This window comes from Amycolatopsis sp. NPDC051903, from assembly GCF_044452505.1.
Lineage (GTDB): Bacteria > Actinomycetota > Actinomycetes > Mycobacteriales > Pseudonocardiaceae > Amycolatopsis.
This window is the reverse complement of sequence record NZ_JBITBT010000001.1, coordinates 102,556-123,950: the sequence shown is the minus strand read 5'-3', so window position 1 is coordinate 123,950 and position 21,395 is coordinate 102,556. Positions and strand designations below refer to the sequence as shown.

The 21,395-nt window shown below is 70.5% G+C and carries 21 protein-coding genes and 1 tRNA gene; 9 read left to right on the top strand and 13 right to left on the bottom strand.

The annotated features are described in order from the left end of the window. Positions 1–81 precede the first annotated feature (81 nt). The 5 genes from ACIA77_RS00655 (at position 82) to ACIA77_RS00635 (ending at position 4,901) form a co-directional block, all read left to right on the top strand. The gene (locus ACIA77_RS00655; RefSeq protein ID WP_395883648.1) at positions 82–1,362 is read left to right on the top strand and encodes a hydroxyacid-oxoacid transhydrogenase; all 1,281 of its coding nucleotides are present in this window, start codon (positions 82–84) and stop codon (positions 1,360–1,362) included. Continuing rightward, positions 1,356–1,769 (top strand): acyl-CoA thioesterase, encoded by a 414-nt coding sequence (locus tag ACIA77_RS00650; protein WP_395883647.1) that lies wholly within the window; start codon positions 1,356–1,358, stop codon positions 1,767–1,769. The genes ACIA77_RS00655 and ACIA77_RS00650 overlap by 7 nt, the downstream gene beginning before the upstream one ends. Positions 1,770–1,845: 76 nt before the next feature. Then, positions 1,846–2,679, top strand: a complete 834-nt coding sequence (locus ACIA77_RS00645; RefSeq protein WP_395883646.1) for a hypothetical protein — start codon at positions 1,846–1,848, stop codon at positions 2,677–2,679. Between the two features lie 129 nt (positions 2,680–2,808). Then, on the top strand, positions 2,809–3,447 hold the full coding sequence (locus ACIA77_RS00640; RefSeq protein WP_395883645.1) for a cysteine hydrolase family protein: 639 nt from the start codon (positions 2,809–2,811) through the stop codon (positions 3,445–3,447). A 239-nt stretch (positions 3,448–3,686) separates the two neighbouring features. Further along, a complete protein-coding gene (locus ACIA77_RS00635; protein WP_395883644.1) occupies positions 3,687–4,901 on the top strand; it encodes a cytochrome P450 in 1,215 nt (404 codons plus the stop codon). Here ACIA77_RS00635 and ACIA77_RS00630 read toward each other — a convergent pair. The 9 genes from ACIA77_RS00630 to ACIA77_RS00590 form a co-directional block, all read right to left on the bottom strand. Continuing rightward, positions 4,888–6,141, bottom strand: coding sequence for a cytochrome P450 (locus ACIA77_RS00630; RefSeq protein WP_395883643.1), 1,254 nt, complete (start codon positions 6,139–6,141; stop codon positions 4,888–4,890). The genes ACIA77_RS00635 and ACIA77_RS00630 overlap by 14 nt on opposite strands. Then, the gene (locus tag ACIA77_RS00625; protein ID WP_395884300.1) at positions 6,138–6,668 is read right to left on the bottom strand and encodes a GTP-binding protein; all 531 of its coding nucleotides are present in this window, start codon (positions 6,666–6,668) and stop codon (positions 6,138–6,140) included. Before ACIA77_RS00625 ends, ACIA77_RS00630 begins: the two co-directional genes overlap by 4 nt. 52 nt (positions 6,669–6,720) lie before the next feature. Beyond that, a complete protein-coding gene (locus ACIA77_RS00620; protein WP_395883642.1) occupies positions 6,721–7,080 on the bottom strand; it encodes a DUF742 domain-containing protein in 360 nt (119 codons plus the stop codon). Next, complete coding sequence (locus tag ACIA77_RS00615; RefSeq protein WP_395883641.1) at positions 7,077–7,493, bottom strand: roadblock/LC7 domain-containing protein; 417 nt, start codon at positions 7,491–7,493, stop codon at positions 7,077–7,079. Before ACIA77_RS00615 ends, ACIA77_RS00620 begins: the two co-directional genes overlap by 4 nt. A gap of 76 nt (positions 7,494–7,569) precedes the next feature. Further along, positions 7,570–9,036, bottom strand: a complete 1,467-nt coding sequence (locus ACIA77_RS00610; protein WP_395883640.1) for a sensor histidine kinase — start codon at positions 9,034–9,036, stop codon at positions 7,570–7,572. Positions 9,037–9,541: 505 nt separating this feature from the next. After that, positions 9,542–10,222: a fasciclin domain-containing protein gene (locus ACIA77_RS00605; RefSeq protein ID WP_395883639.1), complete on the bottom strand. Its 681-nt coding sequence runs from the start codon at positions 10,220–10,222 to the stop codon at positions 9,542–9,544. Positions 10,223–10,307: 85 nt separating this feature from the next. Next, on the bottom strand, positions 10,308–11,792 hold the full coding sequence (locus ACIA77_RS00600; RefSeq protein ID WP_395883638.1) for a molybdopterin-dependent oxidoreductase: 1,485 nt from the start codon (positions 11,790–11,792) through the stop codon (positions 10,308–10,310). 37 nt (positions 11,793–11,829) lie between these two features. Further along, positions 11,830–13,035 (bottom strand): glycosyltransferase 87 family protein, encoded by a 1,206-nt coding sequence (locus ACIA77_RS00595; RefSeq protein WP_395883637.1) that lies wholly within the window; start codon positions 13,033–13,035, stop codon positions 11,830–11,832. A 148-nt stretch (positions 13,036–13,183) separates the two neighbouring features. Then, positions 13,184–13,888, bottom strand: a complete 705-nt coding sequence (locus ACIA77_RS00590; RefSeq protein ID WP_395883636.1) for a LysR substrate-binding domain-containing protein — start codon at positions 13,886–13,888, stop codon at positions 13,184–13,186. A gap of 36 nt (positions 13,889–13,924) precedes the next feature. Between ACIA77_RS00590 and ACIA77_RS00585 the strand changes: the two genes are divergently transcribed. The 4 genes from ACIA77_RS00585 to ACIA77_RS00570 all read left to right on the top strand — a co-directional run bounded on the left by ACIA77_RS00585 (position 13,925) and on the right by ACIA77_RS00570 (position 15,934). After that, positions 13,925–14,290, top strand: a complete 366-nt coding sequence (locus tag ACIA77_RS00585) for a DUF5997 family protein (RefSeq protein ID WP_395883635.1) — start codon at positions 13,925–13,927, stop codon at positions 14,288–14,290. A gap of 109 nt (positions 14,291–14,399) precedes the next feature. Further along, the gene (locus ACIA77_RS00580; protein WP_395883634.1) at positions 14,400–15,191 is read left to right on the top strand and encodes an SRPBCC domain-containing protein; all 792 of its coding nucleotides are present in this window, start codon (positions 14,400–14,402) and stop codon (positions 15,189–15,191) included. Continuing rightward, positions 15,188–15,775 (top strand): dihydrofolate reductase family protein, encoded by a 588-nt coding sequence (locus tag ACIA77_RS00575; protein WP_395883633.1) that lies wholly within the window; start codon positions 15,188–15,190, stop codon positions 15,773–15,775. Before ACIA77_RS00580 ends, ACIA77_RS00575 begins: the two co-directional genes overlap by 4 nt. A gap of 86 nt (positions 15,776–15,861) precedes the next feature. Beyond that, positions 15,862–15,934: transfer RNA gene (locus ACIA77_RS00570), tRNA-Lys, on the top strand. A 484-nt stretch (positions 15,935–16,418) separates the two neighbouring features. Here ACIA77_RS00570 and ACIA77_RS00565 read toward each other — a convergent pair. The 4 genes from ACIA77_RS00565 to ACIA77_RS00550 form a co-directional block, all read right to left on the bottom strand. Beyond that, positions 16,419–16,811, bottom strand: a complete 393-nt coding sequence (locus ACIA77_RS00565) for a hypothetical protein (RefSeq protein ID WP_395883632.1) — start codon at positions 16,809–16,811, stop codon at positions 16,419–16,421. A 453-nt stretch (positions 16,812–17,264) separates the two neighbouring features. Then, a complete protein-coding gene (locus ACIA77_RS00560; protein WP_395883631.1) occupies positions 17,265–18,275 on the bottom strand; it encodes a WxL protein peptidoglycan domain-containing protein in 1,011 nt (336 codons plus the stop codon). A gap of 82 nt (positions 18,276–18,357) precedes the next feature. Beyond that, positions 18,358–19,932: a fibronectin type III domain-containing protein gene (locus tag ACIA77_RS00555; protein ID WP_395883630.1), complete on the bottom strand. Its 1,575-nt coding sequence runs from the start codon at positions 19,930–19,932 to the stop codon at positions 18,358–18,360. Between the two features lie 122 nt (positions 19,933–20,054). Beyond that, positions 20,055–21,245 carry a HupE/UreJ family protein gene (locus tag ACIA77_RS00550; protein WP_395883629.1) on the bottom strand — a complete coding sequence of 397 codons (1,191 nt, stop codon included), beginning with the start codon at positions 21,243–21,245 and terminating at the stop codon, positions 20,055–20,057. Positions 21,246–21,395: the final 150 nt, after the last annotated feature.

Sequence of the window (21,395 nt, the reverse complement as noted above, 5' to 3'; positions counted from 1 at the left end):
AGTGATCTTGCAACATTGACGGCTCCGTTGGGCCGAATGTCCGGTTCGGCCCGCCCACAGCAGGAAGCGAGGACAGCGCTCTTGACGTCCACTGCACATGAAACCGTTTTCACCTACGGCGCGCCCGCGTTGAAGTACGGCACCGGCGCGAGCGACGAGATCGGCTACGACCTCACGCAGTACGGCGTGCGCCGGGTGCTCGTGGTGACCGATCCGACCGTCGCCGCGACGGGGTGGCCGGCGCGGATCGCCGAGGGGATCAGGGGCTACGGCATCGCCGCGGAGATCTTCGACGGCGTCCACGTGGAGCCCACCGACGTGAGCCTGCAGAAGGCCGTCGACTTCGCGCGCGGCTCGGGCCCCTACGACGGCTTCGTCGCGGTGGGCGGCGGGTCCAGCATCGACACGGCGAAGGCCGCGAACCTGCTGACCAGCAACGAGGGCGAGCTGATGGACTACGTCAACGCCCCCGTCGGCGGCGGCCGCGCGCCCGCCAACCCGCTGAAGCCGCTCGTGGCCGTGCCGACGACGACCGGAACCGGTTCCGAGAGCACCACCGTGTGCGTGCTCGACGTGCTGTCGCTGCGCGTGAAGAGCGGCATCAGCCACCTGCGCCTGCGCCCGACGCTGGCCGTCGTGGACCCGCGCCTCACGGTCACCCAGCCGGCCGGCGTGACGGCCGCGAGCGGCATGGACATCCTGTGCCACGCGGCCGAGAGCTACACCGCGAAGCCGTACACGTCGTTCGACCGGAAGAAGCCGGAACAGCGCGTGCCGTACTGCGGGGCGAACCCGCTGGCGGACATGTTCGCGGAGAAGTCGCTGTCGCTGCTGTCGTGGGCGCTGCCCCGCGCCGTGAGCAACGGCGACGACCTGGAGGCGCGCGAGGCGATGGCGCTCGCGGCGACCTTCGCCGGGCTGGGCTTCGGCAACGCGGGGGTGCACATCCCGCACGCCAACGCGTACCCGATCGCGGGCCAGGTGCGGGACTTCCACCCCGACGGCTACCCCGGTGAGGAAGCCATGGTGCCGCACGGGATGGCCGTGTCGCTGACCGCGCCGTCGGCGTTCCGCTTCACGTTTTCCGCGGCGCCCGATCGGCACCTGCGCGTGGCCCGGCTGCTGGCGCCGGACTTCGAGTGGGCGGGCGACTTCGAGGCCCACCTGCCGGCGGTGCTGACGAACCTGATGCGCGAGATCGGGATCCCGTCGGGCATCGGCGCGGTGGGGTACTCGGCGTCCGATGTGGACTCCCTCGTCCAGGGAACGCTGAAGCAGCAACGACTCCTGGCGACGGCGCCGCGAGAAGCGTCCGAAGAGGACCTGTCGGGGATCCTGGCGGACTCGGTCGAGCTGTGGTGAGTTACCCGCACTGGCAAACGGTTCCGTTGCGGTGGAAGGACAACGACGTCTACGGGCACGTGAACAACGTCGTCCACTACTCGCTGATGGACACGGTGATCAACACGTTCCTGGTCGAGGAGGGCGAGTTGGACATCGAGACCGGTGGCGTGATCGGGTTGTGCGTGGAGTCGCAGTGCCGCTACCACGCCTCGGTGGCGTTCCCGGGGTCGCTGCGGATCGGGCTGCGGGTGGCACACCTCGGGAAGTCGAGCGTGCGCTACGAAATCGGGATGTACAGCGCCGCCGACGCCCTGGTCGCCGAGGGGCACTTCGTGCACGTGTTCGTGGACCGGGAAGCACGCCGGCCGGTGCCCGTCGAGGGAAAGCTGCGGGAAGCCTTGGCGGAACTGGTCACCGCCGGCTGACCGGGCCTCGGTAGCTGCGCACGGCCAATCCGGCAAAGGTCCGGACAACGGGTGCCTACCCGACTACCCTGGGCCGATGCGGATGCTGCGAGCGCTGCTGCTGATGGCCGTGGTGGTCACCTTTCTCGTGGTGTTGTGCATCGAGTTCGTCTCGGGTCGTCCCACGCACGCCGAGGTCGTGCTGCTGGCCGTGCTGATCGGCGTGGTGTACCTGCTGTCCTGGCCGCCGATGCGGGTCCGGACCGGCGAGCCGGGCCGGGCGCCGTCGACCGGGGCCGTGCTGATCGCGGTGGCCTGGCTGGCGCGGATGGCCACCGCGATCACGCTCACCCTCCTGGTCGCCGGGCACGCCCGGCACCTGGCGTTCGATCCGCAGATCGCCGCGTTCGTGCTGGTGGGCGGGCTGCTCGGACTGGTGCTCCTGCTGGGGTCCCTGCTCACCGGGGTTCAGCAGCCCCAGCGCGGCGACTGGCTGCGTTCGCTCGTGAACATCCCGATCGCGGTGGCCATCGGCGGATTCGCCCAGCCGCTGAAGGTCGCCGCCTTCTACTTGCTGTGCTGGGTGCCGCTCTGGGTGTACCACGGCGTGGCCGGCGGGACGGGCGCGCGCTGGTTCGGCGTCCTGGTCGTCATCCCGGTGTGGCCGCTGTGGCTGGGCTTGGTGTTCTTCGTGGTCACCTGGCTCCGCAAACTTCTGAACCGCGCGCTCGGTCCGACCAATCCGATCAGCGCGTGGCTGGGTGAGCTCAAAGCCGAGGGCGAAGGGGTGAAGGCCGAGGTCCGCACCGAACCGCAGCACACCGCATCGGTTTCCATCGCGCCGGGCCTCAGCAAGGACTGGGACCTGGACGTCGCACCCGGCGAACCGGTCGGGCACCGGGCCGGCAGGCGTCGCCGGAAGCGGAGGTGACCGGGCTCGGCGCACCGCGCGAGCACGGCCGGTGGACGGAACCCTTTCAGCCAGCGGAAAGCCGCCTGGTTCTTGCGTGAGCCGGCCGGTAGCGTGCCGCGGGCCGAGCGGCTCGAAGGGGTGGCGACTGTGCAGTTCGACGACGACAAGCTGGACCCCGCGAAGGCGGCCGTCCTCGTGGTGGACGTGCAGAACGACTACTGCCACCCCGACGGCGCGTGCGCCCGCCGCGGCAACGACGTCAGTGCGGCGAAAGAGATGCTGCCGCGGCTGCGGGGTCTGCTGACCGGCGCCCGCGAACACGGCGTGCCGGTCGTCTTCATCCGGACGGCCCACGAGAAGGCGACCGATTCGGCCGCGCTGACCGTCCGCTCCGTGGGCCGCTCGGGTGTGGTCTGCCGGGCCGGCACGTGGGGCGCGGAGTTCTTCGAGGTCGCGCCGCTGCCGGGCGAAGCCGTCGTGACGAAGCACCGGTACAGCGCGTTCGTCAACACCCGGCTCGATTCGGTGCTGCGCACGGGGCGGATCGAGACGCTGGTGATGGCCGGGGTCACCACGAACGTCTGCGTCGAGTCGACCGCGCGGCACGGGTTCATGCTGGATTACCACATCGCGTTCGCCGGCGACTGCTGCGCGGCCTTTTCCCAGGCCGAGCACGACTCCGCGCTGGTGAACATCGACGGTTACTTCGGCTCGGTGATGTCCGCCGGACACCTGCTGGAAACGTGGGGTTCGCTCGTGGGCGAAGGCATTTCCCCGGAGCGTTGACGCACGTCGGTTTGTCCGCGGGAACACCTTTCGGCGATTCCCCGGCCGAATGGTAATCCCGCTGACCGGAAAAACTCACGTGAGTGAAACGGGATCCCCTATCACTACTCCCCGGAACCGAACGCCGCGAAACCCCTAATCCACCCGGACCATCGAGCTGCTCCGATGGCTTGAACTTCTTCCGCACGAGCGACGTCCGTCGATAGCCTGGCCATCGTCCGCCCGAGCGAGGGAGCTCCATGACCACGGCACGACACGCGCCGGACATTCTTTCGGCCGAATTCGCAGCCGATCCGTATTCCGCCTACGACATCATGCTCGAAGACGAGCCGCTGATCTGGCACGAAGCGATGCAGAGCTACATCGTTTCGCGCTACGACGACGTCGCCCGGGCCTTCCGGGAACCGGTGTTCACGACGGACAACTACAGCTGGCAGCTTGAACCCGCGCACGGGCGCACGATCCTGCAGATGAGCGGGCGCGAGCACTCGATCCGGCGCGCGCTGGTGGTGCCGGCGTTCCGCGGCAACGAGCTGGAGCAGAAGTTCCGGCCCGTCATCGAACGGAACTCGCAGCAGCTGATCGACGCGTTCCGCGGAAAGGGCGAAGCCGACCTCGTCCAGGACTACGCGCGGCACTTCCCCATCAACGTCATCGTGGACATGCTCGGCCTCGACCAGACCGACCACGAGCGGTTCCAGCGCTGGTACACCGCGATCATCGGGTTCCTCGGCAACCTCAGCCAGGACCCGGACGTCGCCGCGGCCGGGGTGCGCACGCGCGAGGAGCTGGCGGAGTACCTGCTGCCGATCATCCGCGAACGCCGCGAGAACCTCGGTGACGACCTGCTCTCCACGCTCTGCTCGGCCGAGGTCGACGGCACGCGGATGAGCGACGAGGACATCAAGGCGTTCTGCAGCCTGCTGCTCGCCGCCGGTGGTGAGACCACGGACAAGGCCATCGCCAGCGTGTTCAAGAACCTGCTCGAACACCCGGAGCAGCTCGAAGCCGTGCGCGCCGACCACAGCCTGATCCCGAAGGCCTTCGCGGAGACGCTGCGCTACACGCCGCCGGTGCACATGATCATGCGCCAGCCCGCCGAGGACATCGAGATCGGCGGCGGCGCCGTGCCCGCGGGCAGCACCGTGACGTGCCTGATCGGTGCGGCCAACCGCGACCCGCGGCGGTTCGCGAACCCGAACGAGTTCGACATCTTCCGCACGGACCTACCGACGGAAACCGCGTTCTCGGCCGCCGCGAACCACCTGTCGTTCGCGCTCGGGCGGCACTTCTGCGTCGGCGCGCTGCTCGCGAAGACGGAGATCGAGGTGGGCGTCGCGCAGCTGCTCGACGCGATGCCGAACCTGCGCCTCGCCGAGGGCGCGGACACCCACGAAGCGGGGGTGTTCACGCGCGGCCCGTCCGCCCTGCCGGTGCGGTTCAGCCCCAGCTAGCCGCGTGGCTGGCCACGTAGGTCGGCGTGAACGTGACGGGCAGTGACTCCAGCCCGCGCATCCACATCGACCGCTGCCACCGCAGCGCTTGGTCCGGCACCGACAGCGACAGGTCGGGCAGCCGGTCGAGCAGCACCTCGACGGTCGTGCGGGCGATGACCTCCGCGACCTCGGGTGCGGGGTGCGGGCAGCCGTGCTCGCCGTGGCCGAACGACATGTGCGCGTGGTTCCCCGCCGCGCCCCCGGCGAGATCGGGGCGCACGTGGGGGTCGGCGTTCGCCGCGGCGAGCCCCAGCACCAGCAGGTCGCCGGTGCGGATGCGGCGCCCGCCCAGCTGGGTGTCGCGCGTGGCGAAGCGGCCGATGAAGTTCTGCGTGGGCGTGTCGTGCCAGAGGACTTCGTTGAGGGCTTCGCCGACGCTGCCGCGGCCGCCCGAGAGCGTCATCGCGAACCGGTCGTCGGTGAGCATGAGGCGGATCGTGTTGCCGATCCAGTTGGCGGTCGGCTGCTGAGCGGCGGCCGTGACCACGAGCAGGTCCTGCACGATCTCGGCGTCGGTGAGGTTGGCGGGGCTCTGCATCATGTGCGACGGCACGTCGAGGCCCGGCGCGTGGTGCTTGAGCTGCAGCAACCGGCCCATGGCCTCCTGCACGCGGCCGTACGCGGGGATCGCGTCGGGACCGACGTCGAGCGACATCGCGACGTCGCGAACCAGCGCCGGGGTCTCGGCCTCCGGCATGCCGTACATCTTCGCGATGACCAGCAACGGGATCTGCTGCGCGTACTGCGTGATCAGGTCGGCTTCACCGGTGCCGGCGAAGGTGTCGATGAGCCGGTCGGCGATCTGCTCGCAGTGCTGGCGCAGGTCGAACTGGTCCACAGCGGACAGTGCGTCGCCGATCGCGCCCGCGCGGCGGCGGTGCTCCATCGCCTCGGTGAACATCACCGACGGGTTGTGCGCCACGTACGGCAGCAGCGGCCAGTCGGCCGGCACGTTGTCCCACTGGTTCCAGCGGCGCGTGTCGCGCGCGAACAGCTGCGAATCGCTGGTGACCTGGTGGACCTCGCGGTACCCGCAGACCAGCCACGCGGGGACGTCACCGTCGAGCAGCACCGGGGCGACGCCGCCGTACTGCGCGCGGATCTGCCCGTACAGCGTGGCGGGATCCTCCTGGAACTGCCTGCCGTAGAGCTTGACGTAGTCCTCAGTGGACTCATCGGGGCGCTGGTGGTCGGTCACGGCTGGTTCTCCCGGGCGGTGGACAGCGAGTAGAGGTGGTCGACGAGTGAGATGAGCACCTGCTTGGAGGACTCGCGGCTTCGCGCGTCGCAGTCGATCAAGGGTACGTCGGGTGAGAGGTCGAGCGCGTCGCGCACCTGGCTCAAGTCGTGGGCGGGTGGCTCGAAGTTGTTGCGCGCCACGATGAACGGCGTGCCGTGGTGCTCGAGCCGGTCGATCGCGTACCACGAATCGGCCAGGCGGCGGGTGTCCACGAGCACGACCGCGCCGAGCGTGCCGGAGAACAGCCGGTCCCACAGGAACCAGAAGCGTTCCTGGCCGGGCGCGCCGAACAAGTAGAGGATCATGCGCTCGTCGAGGCTGATGCGGCCGAAGTCGAACGCGACGGTGGTGGTGGTCTTGCCCTGCAGGCCGTTGTCGATGCCGATGCCGGCCTGCGTCATCGTCTCTTCGGTGCTCAGCGGGCGGATCTCGCTCACGGAGCGGACCATCGTGGTCTTGCCGACGCCGAAGCCCCCGACGATCACGATCTTCAGCCCGTCGGCCGCGGTGGCGGCCAGCGGAGCACGAGTGGTGCGTTCAGAGATTGCGGAGTCCAACGAGCACCTTCTTGAGGAATTCGGAGTCGGGGATGGACGTGGGCGCCTGCGCGAACGAGGGATGGCGAGCGGACACCTTGCCGCTGTCGAGGAGGTCCGTGACCAGGATCTTCACCACGCTCACCGGGAGCGACAGCTCGGACGAGAGCTCGACGACCGACGTCGGGTGCCGCGTGATCCGCAGGATCTTCACGTGCTCCGACTGCATCCCGGCCGACGGCGCCGATTCGGCGACGATGATCGTGACGAGGTCGAGCTCCAGGTCGTCGGTGCGGCTGCGGCCGCCCGTGAGCGTGTAGAGGCGGTCGGGGTCCTCTTCCTCGACGGCGCGGCGGATCATGCCGTCGGACCGGCCTGTGCGTAGCGCGGAGCGGCGGTCAGGAACGAGCCGATCTGCTCGACCAGCTCGTCCATGTTGTGGCCGATGAGGCCGACGTCGGCGTCCTCGGCGGCGATCACGGCGAGGTGGGCACCGAGGCCGGCCTCGACGATGAACAGGATGCCGCCGTGGAACTCGGTCATCGAGTTGCGGATGCCGCCACTGCCGTCACCGAATTCGGCCGACGCGCCGTGGGACAGCGCCTGCACGCCGGCGGCGATCGCGGCCAGCTGGTCGGCCTTGTCGACCGAGAGGCCGGCGGTGTGGCAGAGCTTGAGGCCGTCCTTGGACAGCACGAGCGCGTGGATGGCCCCGGGCGTGTTGCCGACGAGGTTCTCCAGCAGCCATTCGAGGTTCGTGTTCTGGGTGGTCATCGAGGCTCCGGGGGCGGACGGCGCGGGCCCCCACACTCCAATCTCGGGATTCCGGTGCGGCAGCTGGGAAGCGGGCTCAGTCGTGGTCATCGGTGTCCGCGGGCGACTCGGCCGGCGCGGCCGCGACCCGGCGGGAGCGGCTCTGCTGGAAGGCGCCGAACCGCGCACCGCTGTCGGCGTGCGTGCGGCTCGCGGGGCGCGGGGCGGGACTCGGCGCGGGGCTCGCGGCGCCGAGCTGGCGCGACGCGGCGAGCGTCTGGCCGCGTGGACGCTTCGGCAGGCCGCCGGACTCGGTGAGCAGCACGGGTTCGAGCGTGCCGCGGGTGCCGGAGTCGAGGGGTTCGAGCGTCTGGCCCAGCGCCGGCTGGCGCACCTCGACTTGCGGTTCGGGGTCGGTGAGCGGCTCCGGGCGCGGCTGCGTGATCAGGTGGTTGGGGATGCGCAGGACCACCCCGGTGCCGCCGCGCGAGGACGGGCGGAAGAACACGTGCAGCTGGTGCTTGCGGGCGAGCTGGCCCACGACGGCGAGGCCGAGACGGGTACCGGAGATCATCGTGAGGTCGAGCTTCTCGTTCTGCGCCACGGCTTTCTCGGCGCGCTCGAGCGCCTGCCGCTTCATGCCGAGGCCACCGTCCTCGATGGTGATCACAGCGCCGTTGTGGAGGTCCTCGACGTAGACGTGGACCTCTTCCGAGGGCGCGGAGAACTTGGTGGCGTTGTCCATGAGCTCGGACAGCGCGTGCATCACGTCCTCGGCGGCGTACCCGGCGATGGCGCTGCCGCTCGTCGAGTGGAGGCGAACGCGCTGGTAGGCGCCGATGCGGCCCATGGCGCCGCGCAGGATGCTCTCCATGCGGATCGGTTTCGGCCAGCGGCGGCCGGAGCGCGCGCCCGTGAGCACGGCGATCGAGTCGGCGAGGCGGCCGGCCTGCGCCGTGCTGTGGTCGACCTTGAGGACCTCGCCCAGCATGTCCTCGGGGCAGTGGTTCTCCAGCTCGCGCAGGTCGGCGAGGATGCTCGTGGACAGCGCCTGCACGCGGCCGGCGGCGTTCGCGCACGCGGCGGTGGCGGCCGCGCGGCGGCGCTCGCCGAGGGCGATCTCGTCGACGAGCGTGCGCACCAGCCGCTCGTGGACCTGGTTCTCCGGACGCGGGGTGGCGGCGTAGACGTCGCTGGCGCTCTTGCCGTCGCGCAGCAGCGCGACCAGGCCGGGAATGGTCTGGTCGACGAGCTGGCCGAGCTGCGCGCCCTGGGCTTCGGCGTGCTGGTTCGCGGCGTCGGCCTCGGCCCGGGCCCGGCCGGCGCGCGCCTCGGCCGCCTCGAGCGCGGACGACCCGCGCGTGGCGACGTACACCGCGGCGCACAGCGCGATCCAGGTGACGGCCGCGACCACCGCGACGAGCACCCGGTTCTCCGCCGGCACCTCGAGCGTCACCCACGCCCACAGCGCACCGGCGACGACCGCCGTCACCGGCACCGCGACCGCGGCCGGGACGGCGGGCCTGCGCTGCTGCGCGTGGCGGGCGGGCAGTTGTTCCGACATGGCTTCAAGTCCTCGCGTCCGGTGGGCAGGCCGTACTTCCGCTCGGTGAAAAAGCGCGCTTTCCACTTTTCCCGCCGTCGGGTGCCGATCCCCCACTCCGTCGACGACGGGACCCGGATATTAGCGCCCTCACATCCCGACGGCGAGCACCAGTGGGCACTTCGTTCGCGAATGCGGCTTCGGGGCGGTCCGCTGACCACGGAATTCCGAATTTTCGCCACTCTTCGCTGTGCCCGACGTGACTCTGCGTGTGATCATGGCCCGCTCGCGCTGGTCTGGACCTCTTTCGCGACGGCGTGGTTGAATTCGCCCGAACAGAGCAGTCGGTTCACCGACTCGGCCCCCTGCGCCCCACCGCGATGTGACACATCGGCCCGGTTCTTCACTCGATGCGGTCGGGAAATTGTTCTGTTTCAGCGTTCGCGATTATGAATTCGGTTCGGTGTTCACGGGGAAACCCGCCGTACGAGCGGGTACTCGTACGGCGGGCGGTACCGAGCGGCGCTCAGCTCTTGTTCGTGCCCGGCGTGAGGACCTTGTCGATGACGAAGACGGTGGCGTTCTTCGTCGGGATGTTGCCGCAGAGGACCTTGGCTCCGTTCACGGTCAGGTTCTCCCCCGAGCCCTCGATCTTGAGCGGGCCGCCGGCCGGGTCGAGCGACGCCACGGTCCCGGCCTGCTCGAGGCCCTTGGCGTCGTAGCGCTTGCCGACCACGTGGTACTGCAGGATCGGTGCGAGCTGGCTCGGGTTTTTCGCCAGCGCTTTGAACTTGGCGTCGCCGAGGGCGTTGAACGCCGGGTCGGCCGGCGCGAAGACGGTGATGCCCTGCTGGCTGTTGAGCGTGTCGACGAGGTTGGTGGCCTTCACCGCCGCGACCAGCTTCGTCAGCAGCGGGTTGGTCGACGCGGCGCTCGCCACGGGCTGCGGGCCCATGGAGTCGAGCGAGCCCGGCGCACTGCCCTGCGGGAGCTGCGAGCACGCGGGACCGAACACGTCGGCGTTGGTGGTGACGCCGTCGGCCGTGCCCGGCGAGGGCATGGGGGCGGGCATGGCGCTGCTGCTCTGCTGACCCCCGGAGGAGGCTTGGTCGCCACCACCGGCGGCGCTGCTGCACGCGGCCAGGGCGAGGGCGGCGGCAGCGGCGGCGGCGGTCAGGCCGATTCCGCTCACACGAGAGGACTTCACGGTACTTCTCCGTTCCACAGTGGAATTTGCTTCTGCTGCAGGGGATTCGTCGCCGGTGGCCGCGCGGATGGGTCACCCTTCCGAGTCAGGCGGCGATGAACGTCGTGGAGTGCCAACCGGTCGCGCCGTCGGGGACGGTGCCGACACGCTCTTCGGTCTGCGTGTAGCCGGACCGGTCGGTGGCCCGGCAGAAGACCTGGTGCGTTCCGGGTTTCACGGAGATCTGGGTCCACCACATGCGCCAGGTGTCCACGGTGACCTCGGTCGACAGCGTCGTCGGCTGCCACGGGCCGCCGTCCACGCGGATCTCGACCTTGTCGACACCGGTGTGCTGAGCCCACGCGACGCCGGACAGCCGGACCGCGCCGGCGGGGACCGTCGCGAAGCCCTTCGGGACGTCGATGCGCGACTCGGTTTTGATGGGCGCCTGCTCGCCCCAGCCGCGCTTGAGCCAGTAGGACTGCCGCGCCCGCCACGTCGTCACCTCGAGGTCGACGACCCACTTGGTGGCGGAGACGTACCCGTACAGGCCGGGGGTGACGAGCCGGGCGGGGAAACCGTGTTCGAGCGGCAGTGGTTCGCCGTTCATGCCGAGAGCGAGCAGCGCACCGCGGCCGCGGTCCTGAGCCGCGGCGACGGGAGTGCCCGAGGTCCAGCCGTCGACACTGGTGCTGAACAGCTGCTGCGCGCCCGGGCGGACGCCGGCTTCGTCGAGCAGGTCCGCGAGGTCGACGCCGATGAAGTTCGCGGTGGACACGTAGTCGCCGCCGACCTCGTTGGACACGCAGGTCATCGTGATCGTGCGTTCGACGAGCGGGCGGGTGCGCAGGTCGGCGTAGCTGTAGCGGCGTTCGCGGTCGACGAGGCCGTGGAGGCGCAAGTTCCAGTCCTCGGCGCGGACCTGCGGCACGGACAGGGCGGTGTCGACGCGGTAGAAGCGCGCGTTGGGCGTGAGGAACGGTGGTGTGCCGAGCTTCGCGAAGTCCGCGTCGGCCGGGATGGGCGGCGCGGCGCGGGCCGGGATGAGCTTGCCGACGGCTTGGCGGGAGGCGGTGGCGTCCTTCGTCGAGGTGAGGAACTGGCCGGCGGCGGCCGCGACGCCGGCGCCGGCCGTGACCAGGAGGAACGCTCGGCGGGAGGGGTTGGCCTTCGTCTTCCGTTGCAGCAGCACCAGGAAAACGCCGACGCCGACGAGCAGGCTGGTGATCGGGGCGAGCACGGCGACGAGCGGCAGGCTCGGGCGCGTCGCCACCGCCGCGACGCCGGCCAGGCCGAACACCGCGACGATGGCGGCGCCCGGCCACGGCCGGCGAGCGGACAGCACACCGGCGAGCGCGGCGGCCACCACGAGGACCACGGCCATGCCGCCGAGCAGCACCTGCTTGTCGTGCGTGCCGAACGTGCGGACGGCGAAGTCCTTGAGCGGCAACGGAGTCAGGTCGATCGCCGCGCCGCCCACCGCGAGGTAGGGCGACGCGCCGGGGTCGATGAACGCCGCCACGAGGTGACCCGCGGCGAGCGCCGCGGCGAGGGCGAGCACGCCGCCCAGGCACCTGGCCGTCTTCGTCATGGCGGGGATTCGGCGCGGGACCGGCCCCGGATGGGTGTCATCTCGATTGGAGCGCGGGTTCCGCCACGGTGGCCGGCTGGGTCGAGACGAGCAGCCACGTCAGCAGCCCGAGCCCGAGCAGGAGGTAGGAGTCGCCGACGACGTGCTCCCACGGTGACCAGCCGAGCTCACGCAGGTGGTCGGACGGGAGGAAGCCGTGGGGCGCGGCGATGAACACGGCCGTGACCGCGGTCAGGATCGCGCCGCCGCGGACGGTGCGGACGCGGGCGGCGAGGATCAGCAGCGCGGGCGCGACCCAGACCCAGTGGTGCGACCACGAAATCGGCGAGAGGACGAGCACGGCCGTCGCGTTGACGACGAAGGCGAGCGGGCCGTCGACGCGGCGCATCACGACCACGGCCGCGACCAGGACGAACGCGGAAAGGCCGAACCACGCGACGTCGTGCGCGAAGGGCGGGAGGGCGAGGCGGTTGAGGGCGCCTTCGATGGTCTGGTTGGTCGCGTAGGGCGAACCACTGAGGCCGCCCGCGCCGGTGAGGCCACCGTGGAAGAAGTACTCGACGGAGGCGCGCGGGGCGATCACGAACCCCAGCAGGGTCGCGCCGGCGCCGGCGAGCACGGCGTTGCGGGCGGCGCGGAAATCCTTGGTGAGCAAGAAGAACAGCAGGAACCCGGCGGGCGTCACCTTGATCGCGGCGGCCAGGCCGACGAGCACACCGCGCGGCCACCGCGGGTTGGGCATCAGGCAGTCGACGGCGACCAGTGCCATGAGGACGAGGTTGATCTGTCCGAAGTAGATGGTCGAGCGCACCGGTTCGAGGGCCAGCGCGGCGACGGCGAGGCCGGTGGCGGTGAGTGCGGCCGGTTTCGCGCTCCAGAGCCGCCGGAGCGCCGCGTACAGCGCGGCCCAGAGCGACGCGAGCGAAACGAGGTCCATGAGGACCGACGCCACGGACAGCGGCGGGAGCGTCATCACCAGGAACAGGACGGCGGCGAACGGCGGGTAGATGAACGGCAGCGGGGTCCCGGTGGTCGGGACGGGGAGCGGGCCGTAGAGGTCGTCGCCGCGAGAGACGGCGTCGGCGCCGAAGCGGTAGATCTGCAGGTCGACGTCGTCGAGGTTGCCGACGACGGCGACCACCACCCCCGTGACCAGCACCGCGACGGCGGCGAAGACCAGCTTGCGGTGCGCGGCGGCGCGCACCCAGGTGGCTCGCGCGTGCAGCCACGCGCCGACGTTCATGTCCACAATCACCTCGTGTCCCGGTTCGGTCGGTCCGGGGTCCGAGCCTGGCGGGAACCGGGTTCTTCTTGATCACCTGAAGGGCCGGGGTGGCGTGGCCGTTCGGCCGGGGATCGGTGGGGAGATCCGGCCGAACGGCCGAGGCGGACTACTTGCGTCTGCCCCGCCTCGGCAGCGGTCTGGGTTTCCGCGGCTGCTTGGCCTGCGGTGGTTTCGCCTGCTTCGGCTGTTTCGGCTGCGGCGCGCGGCCGCGGGTGCTGTTGACCGTGCGGCCGCGGACGACGCCGATGAACTGCTCCATCAGGTCCGTCGTCTCGTCTTCCAGCCAGGACAGCGCGACACGGGACTCGGGGACGTCGGTGATCGGCCGGTACGTGAGGTCGCGACGGTGGTGCAGGCGCGCGAGCGACATGGGAACGACGAGCAGCCCGACGCCGGCGGCCACGAGCTCGATCGCGTCGGCCGTCGTCTCGGGCCGGTGGACGGCGACGGTGCCGGGCGGGCCGGGCCAGTCGAGCGTGTCGTCGTGCGGGTGGAGGAGGACTTCGCCGGCGAGGTCCGCCGTGGTGACCTCGTCCGCCGCCGCGACCACGTGGTCCTTGGGCACCACGACGACGGTGGTCTCGGTGTACAGCGGGATCGCGTGCAGCCCTTCACGGTCGACGGGGAGCCGGAGCAGCGCGGCGTCGACTTCGCGGTCGTGGATCCGGGGCCTGGCCTCGGCGTTGGTGAGCTGCACGAGGTGGAGCGGCACGCCGGGGTAGCGCTCTTCCCACGTGCGCACCCACTTGCCGGGGCTCACGCCGGGAACGTAGCCGAGCTTGAACGAGGGCGCTGCGTCCGGGCCGGTCACCGGGCCAGGCTACCGACGATGGTTACGCTGGGCCCCATGACCTCGCGCCCGCAGACGATGAAGCCGGCCACCGCCGCGAAGAAGCTCGGCATCTACCTCCCGGCCACCCCCGAGTCCTTCCAGTCGGGCGTCGTGTCGCGGGACGAGCTGAACGCGCTGCAGTCGGACCCGCCGGAGTGGCTGCGCTCGTTGCGGCAGAACGGGCCGCACCCGCGTCCCGTGGTGGCCGCCAAGCTGGGCATCTCGATCGGCGGCCTCGCGCGGGCGGGCCTCACGGACGCCCTGACGACGGCGGAGATCGAGGAGATCAAGTCCTCGGCGCCGTCCTGGCTCGAGCAGGAACGGGCGACGCAGGCAGAAGTGCGCCGCGAAGCGGCCCGGCTGAAGGCCGAGGGGCGCTGATCGGGCGACGTCGTCCCTCAAGGCAGCGAACACAGCTCTTCGACCAGGTCGGAGCCTTACCGTAGATATTCCTTGACAAGAATATTCACTACGGAGAATACTTCTCTGCGTGAACGAGATCGCAGCGGTGCTGGGTGACGAGGCGCGGTGGCGCATCGTCGGGTGGCTGGCGGGACGGCCGAGGTCCGTGGGGGAGCTCGTGGAGCTCACGGGGCTGAGGCAGCCGCAGACGACGAAGCACCTGCAGGCGCTCGCGAGGGCCGGCGTGGTGTCCGTGGCGCCGCTCGGGCAGAAGCGGGTGTACGCGCTCGAAGCGGAGCCGCTGCGGAAGTTCGGGCTGGAGATCGGCGAGCTGGTGCGGAAGGTCGAGGCGCAGGCGGGCGAGCGGGACGTGCTCGCGCGCTACCAGGCGGCCCTCGACACCGAGACGGCGGCCGCGATCCGGGAGCGGTGGGCGGACGGCCGGGAGTTCTCGTTCGAGCGCGTTCTGCCCGCGCCGCCGGACGTGGTGTGGCGGTACTGGGTGGAGCCGGAGAAACTGGCGGCCTGGTGGGCGCCACCGTCACTCGCGGTGGTGGAGGTCGTGCTGGATCCCCGGCCGCACGGCGACGCGGTACTGGAGTTCCGCGACGCCGAGGGGCGCTACCGCTCGGAAGGCCACGTCCAGGAAGCCACGGAGAACGAACGGCTCGTGTTCGACCTGGCCGTGCTCGGCGACGCCCCGTTCACCGCCGAGTACGACCTGGAGCTCGACGAAGTCCCCGAAGGCACCCGGCTGCGGCTGGGGCTGCGCATCACCGACACGACCGTCGAGGCGGCGCCGGCGATCGCCGGCATCGAGACCGGCTGGGGGCAGGTCCTCGACACGCTCTCCGAAACCATCGAAGGAGCACAGAGATGACCCGCAGAGTTTCCGCCAACATCAGCCTCACCCTCGACGGCCGCTTCCACGGCGCCGGCGGCCCGGGCGACCTGGCCGCGATCATCCCGTACGCGACCACGGAGGTGGCCCGCAACCACCTGGCCCGCCTGCACGAAGGCGCCACCACGGCCGTTCTCGGCCGCCTCAACGCCGAGGGCTTCCTGGGCTTCTGGCCGTCGGTCGCGAGCGATGACAACGCCGACCCGCGCGACCGCGGCTACGCGAAGTGGCTGGTGGACACCGAGAAGGTCGTGCTGTCGAGCACCCTGACCGACGCCCCGTGGCCCCGTGCGCGCATCGTCAACGCGCCCACCGCCGACGTCGTGACCGAACTCAAGGCCACCGGCACGGGCGACATCCTCGTGAACAACAGCACCACCGTCATCAAGGCGCTCCTCCAGGCCGACCTCCTCGACCGCCTCTACCTCATGATCACCCCCGAAATCGCCGGCGGCGGCGCACGCCTCTTCGACGACGGCCTCCCCGCGACGAAGTGGAAGCTGTCCCTGCACGACACCGGCGACCTCGGCGAGATGGCCACGGTCTACGACCGCGTCCGCTGATCCCCTGTGGGCCCCCGGCGACGTGACGAGGATCAACGGGGTTGCGCTGCCGAACAAGCGAGCCGTGCCCGCTAAACTAACCCCGCGGGCCGCTAGCTCAGTTGGTAGAGCAGGAGACTTTTAATCTTCGGGTCCAGGGTTCGAGCCCCTGGCGGCCCACTCGTTTTCGCAGGTCACAATGCCTTGTGCACGGCCGGGGTGCCCCGGCCGCCGGGCAGTGGCCGGGGATCGCGGACTCGTCGAGCGGAGCCCGTCGTCAGGTTGTCGATCGGTGCGCTGGTCCGCCCCAGCGCCCGGCCCCGCCCCGACGCCCGGGCGAGTTGGGTGACGCCTCAGCCCTTCTCCCCGGGTTCTCGGATGTCTCGAGCGGTCGCGGTCATCGCTGGTGAATCCGGCGCAGCAACTCAAGGCTTTGGATGGCATTCGCTCAGGACGTGGTCGGCCTCGGCTTTGTGATCGAGGCCGCCGGAAGGCAGCTGCGGACGTGCCGAATGCTTGCCGGCTGACTCGAAAGACCACAGGGCAGTAGCGCCCGCCTGCAGGAAGGGTCATGCAGGGGAAGTCAGGCGGCCGGCGCGGCGCCAAAGGGCTCGCCGGCGCCACCCGCCCGTATCGACTCGGCCTGAATCGAAGGTGTGCGGCACTACGTCACGTCGGATGTCTCCGGGGTGAAGGTGAGCTGCGGGGCGGCTACGGTGTGGATGCGGACGTGGCCCCAGTCGCCGGTGATGTCGTAGTAGCCGTCGTGGTATCGGAGGCTGTCGATGTTGCCGAGGTCTTCTTCGCCCGCGGCATCGAGGTAGGTCTGGCCAGAGCTGGTGATCCAGTCGATCTCCGTGGTGTTGCCGATGGTCAGGACGGCGTTGGCGTAGCAGTACTGCTCGTTGGGTGGCGGCGCGTGGTAGCGGGGGTGGCCTGGGGTGAGGACGAGGTCGAGGGTGAAGGACAGGGCGTCCGGGCGTTCGTTGATGGCCAGGACGTAGCTGTCCTCCAGGTAAACCTGGGCGAGGTTGGCGATGTCGGTGTAGCGCTTCATGCTTGCGGATCCCAGGTGATCGGTGTGTGGGTTGCCGGGGCTCTTCCTCGTGACAGGATTCCCGGACAGGTTGGTGCGAGCGCTCCGAGGGCGGCCGCGCCGTTGTAAGGCGCACGCCCAACGTCCACATCAGACGGAACAACGCCCGAAGGCGGCTCCAGGTGGGCTCCGCTGCCGTCCCAGTGCTCGGCAGAAGGTGACACGCAACCTGCTGGAACCAACACCGATAGCCGTCCACTGGCACTGGCCGACGTGGACCCGCTAGGAATTCGATGTTCGAGTCCAGGGTTCGAGCCCATGGCGGCCCACTCGTTTTCGCAGGTCACAACACCTTGCGCACGGCCGGGGATCCCCGGCCGCCGGGCAGCGGCCCGGGATCCCGGACTCGTCGAGCGAGAACCCGTCGCCAGGTCGTCGATCGTCGTCCCCGGTCTGCCGCAGCGCAGGGGTCGGCTAGTTCTCCGCAGTGGCGGAGATCTCTTCCGCAACCTCGCCGTCGACCCGGCTGTCCACTTCGGTCTTGCCACGGTGGCGGCGCGCGAGGAGAACGGCAGCCGGCGCGCAGGCGACCGCGAGGAGAACCACGAGTGCCCACGGCACGGCCCAGCCGCTCGCAACGGAGGGGACCGCGGGGAGCGGTGCGGTCGAGCCGGAGGCGTCGGTGAGGAGGGGGGTGACGGAGACGGCGGCGGAGAGGCGCACGGCGGGCACGACGTCGTGGACCGAAGTCACGACGTGCCAGGTTTCGCCCGGCAGGAGCTGCGGCGAGTCGGGGATGGGGGCCGACGGGGTGGCGAAGGTGCCGAAGGGGCCGGTGACCGACGCGGTCTGCCGGGCCGCGGCGATGGCGTTGCCGGTGTTGCGGATGGTGTACGACAGGGTGGCTTCGCCGGTGCCGAAGGGGTTCGGGGTGCCCGAATAGTCGACGCGGGCGTCCTCGACCGAGAGCCGCGGGGTCAGGGCGCCGCCCACGCGGAGGTGGACGCGGAGGCCGAGGCGGCGCTCGACGTCGCCTTGCCGCACCGAGGTGACGAGGCCGCCGAGGTGGTCGCCGGGGGTCGCGTCGGGTGGGATGGTGAGGGTGAAGGGCACGTCGGCCGATTGGCCGGGCGGCAGGGTGACGTGGTCGGCCGCCGGGTGGACCCAGGCGCCGACGCCGTGCGAGCGGGTGTCGCGGGTGACGAGGTCGAGTTGCCCGGCCGCGGTGGTGAAGGCGTCGGCGCTGTAGACGGCGAGGTCGAGCGGGGCGGTGCCGCGGTTGGCGATCACGAGGCCGTCGCGGACCTGCTCCCCCGGTTCGGCCGTGTAGCTGTAGTTCGCCCGGTCGGCGCCGAACTCGTTGGCCGCCGTGGCGACGGTCCACGGCACGACGCCCTGCGCTGCGGCGGGAACCTGCGCCCCGGCAGCGAATCCGGTGGCGGCGAGCAGAACCGCGGTGGCGAGGCGGGCGAAGGTACGGCGCATCGGGAGGTCCTCGAGTCGGGGGAAGGGACGGTGGGGGCGGGCACCCGCGGGCACCCGCCCCCACCGCGGAACTGCGAGTGGGTCAGCTCAGCGCGGTCAGCGTCGAACCGTCCTGGCCGGACTGGCGGGTCCAGCACGGGTCACCAGAGCCCGGGTTACCGCCGCCGTGACCGTGGCCGTCGTCGTGCCCGTGGCCGTTGCTCCGGTACGGGTGGATGACCACCTTGTCCACAGTGGACCCGACGGGCTTCGCCCGCGTGGCGCCCTCGTCCGGGCCGCACCACGAAACGTTGCCGCGTTCGACCGCGGCGTTCGGGGCGGCGCAGGTGCCGCTGCGGACGTTCTGCACGACGAGCTTGTCGTCGCGCACCTCGACCTTCACGTACGTGCGCACGTGCTCCTGGTTCTCCACGGAGTTGGCCCAGTGGTTGTCCGGGTTGAGCGGGTCGGCCCCGTAGTTCGGGTCCTTCGTGGGGTCGGGGTCCGTGAGGTCGTAGTACTTCGACCCCGACGCGGAGTTCGCCGTCACGTAGACGACCCCGCCCGGGCCCTGCGCCACCTGCGTGGCGCCCGGCTGCTCGGCCGGGTCGGCCTTCTGGCCGTTCTTGATCACGTAGCTGCGCGAGTAGCTGTGGTCGTGCCCCTGCAGCACCACGTCGACCCCGAGGTTCGAGAACGCGGTCGGGAAGTCCTGGCGGCGCAGCTGGTTGTCGCCGTCGTTGGCGTGGGCGGCCGGCGAGTAGATCGCGTGGTGGTAGACGAGCACCGTGTACTTCGCCTCGCCGCCGTGCTTCTTGACGACGTCGGTGACGTACCCGATGTGCGCGTCGTCGGCGCCGTTGGCGTAGGCGTTGCTGTTCAGGTCGATGAACAGCACGTCCTTGTAGACGAACCAGTAGTCGCCGCCGGAGCGCGTGTCGGGCGAGCCGTTGTAGAACGGCGCCGAGCGGTCGGTGTTGGGCGTCCAGAAGTGCTGCTCGTAGGCCTTGCCGCCGACGTCGTGGTTGCCGATGGTGGCGGCCCACGGGTACTGGCGCAGCTTGTCCGAGCCGAGGAACGCGTCCCACTGCGTTTCGGTGTTCGCGCTCTCGACCTGGTCACCACCGGAGACCAGCAGCTCCGCGTCCGGATTGGCGGCCAGCGACACGTTCAGGGTGTCGGCCCAGCCCGCGCCGTCCTTGGCGGTGTCGCCCGACGAGCCGATCTGCGGGTCGCCGTAGAACAGGAAGTCGAAGTCGCCCTTGAACTCCTGCGTCTTGAAGGTGTAGGTCGGCGACCAGGTGGTGCCGGACCCGACGCGGTAGGAGTAGCTGGTGCGCTGCTTCAGCCCGTCGATGGTGGCGTGGGCGTTGAACCCGCCGTTGACGGTGTTCGCGGCGACGGTAGCCGGGAACTGCTGGGCGTTGCGCGGGAACTTCCCGTGGTCGAGCCGGCTGGTCGGGGCCAGCTGCACGACCTGGGCCGCACCGGTCGAGGAGTACCAGCTGACGACGCGCTGCGACTCCTCGGCGCCGACTCCGAGGACGATGCCCGACGCCGTCGAGGGAGTGGGCGCCGGCGCGGCGACCGCCGAGCCGCCGGAGAACGCGACGGCGAGGCCGAGGGCCGCCGCGGTGACACCGAGGGCGAGGTGCCGCCCGGATCTGGAAGGTTTCATCGGATTTGCTTCCCTTTCGGGTCATTGGGTCGAGAAGACCGGTTGATAGCGTTTCCGCCCCCGATGTGCGAAGGGTGAACAACGTCCGAAGGAGCGGTTGCCCGGCCCGGAAGAACTCGCCCTCAGCCCGCGGCGATCCGCTCGACGAACCACGTCAGCCCCAGCACCGAAACCGCCGCGGCGATCAGGCCCGTCGTCCACTGTGGAGCGGTGAGCGACCGGCGGCGCACCAGCACGAGCAGCGGGAACACGAGCGCGATGATCGCCAGCTGCACCGCCTCGATGCCGAGGTTGAACACGAGCAGTGACCACAGCAGCGTCCACGACCACGCAGTGTCGATGCCGAGCGCGGACGCGAACCCGAGCCCGTGCGCGAGACCGAAGCAGAAGACCACCGCGAGCCGGAGCCAGCCGGCGCGGTCGAGGCTGAAGTGGCCGTCGCCGGCCAGTTCGAACTCGGCGGGGTTCGCCCGGCGGCGCCACAACCGCCAGAGCGGCCACCCGGCGACGACCGCGATCGAGAGCGCGATGAGGGGTTCGATGATCGCGGCGGGCACGGTGACCAGGCCGAGCGCGGCCAGCACGAACGTGACGGAGTGGGCGAGCGTGAACGTGGTCGCCGCCAGCACGATCTCGCGCAGGCGGCGGGAACCGGCGATGAGCGCGAGCAGGAACAGGATGTGGTCCAGACCGGTGAGCAGGTGCTCGGCGCCGAGCCGGAAGAACTCCCAGAACCGCGCGCCCACCGACTGCTGCGTGGAGAACGACCGCTGGTTCGCGTCGAGGGCGGCGCTGCCGGACGTGAGGTCGAGGTCGTAGGTCACGATCGTCTTGGTGTCGCGGACGTAGCCCTCGGAGTCGGGGAACAGCGTGCTGCGGACCTCGTGGGCGTCGGCGCGATCGCAGCGGTAGTCGAGCGCGAACACCGCGTACGGCACGCCTTCGCGCTGTTCGGCGCGGAAGCCGCCGTCCTTCGCGGGAGAGCACGGGGTTCGCGTGGTGACCTGGAAGCGTTCGGTGACGTACCTGACGACCGTGGCCGCGTGGGCTTCGAGCGCCGCGACCTGGGCGGCCGGGTCGCGGGCGTCGAACGCGGCGGTGCCCTGGCGGAACAGCGGGTCGTCGTGCTCGTAGTCGGCGGCCGAGACGACGAGCAGGTCGTACTCGAGGCCGAGTTCGGCGCGGACGTGCCCGGAGCCGGGTGAGGTGACGCCGACGTACACCGTCGACGAAAAGCCGTGGGCGAGCGCGGGTGCGCTGCCCGCGAGCAGGGCCAGCGCGGCGAAGGCGAGGACCACGAGCACTCGGGGCATCAACTTCCTCTTTCCGTTGTCCGACGCACCTTGCTGGGCGCAAGCGAACAACGGGCGGAGGCCGGGCGAACAAGCAGCGACCGGATTCCGACGGAGAAAAGCCGCGGAACGGAAACCAGGCACCGATCGGGTAGGAAGGACCCGACCCGC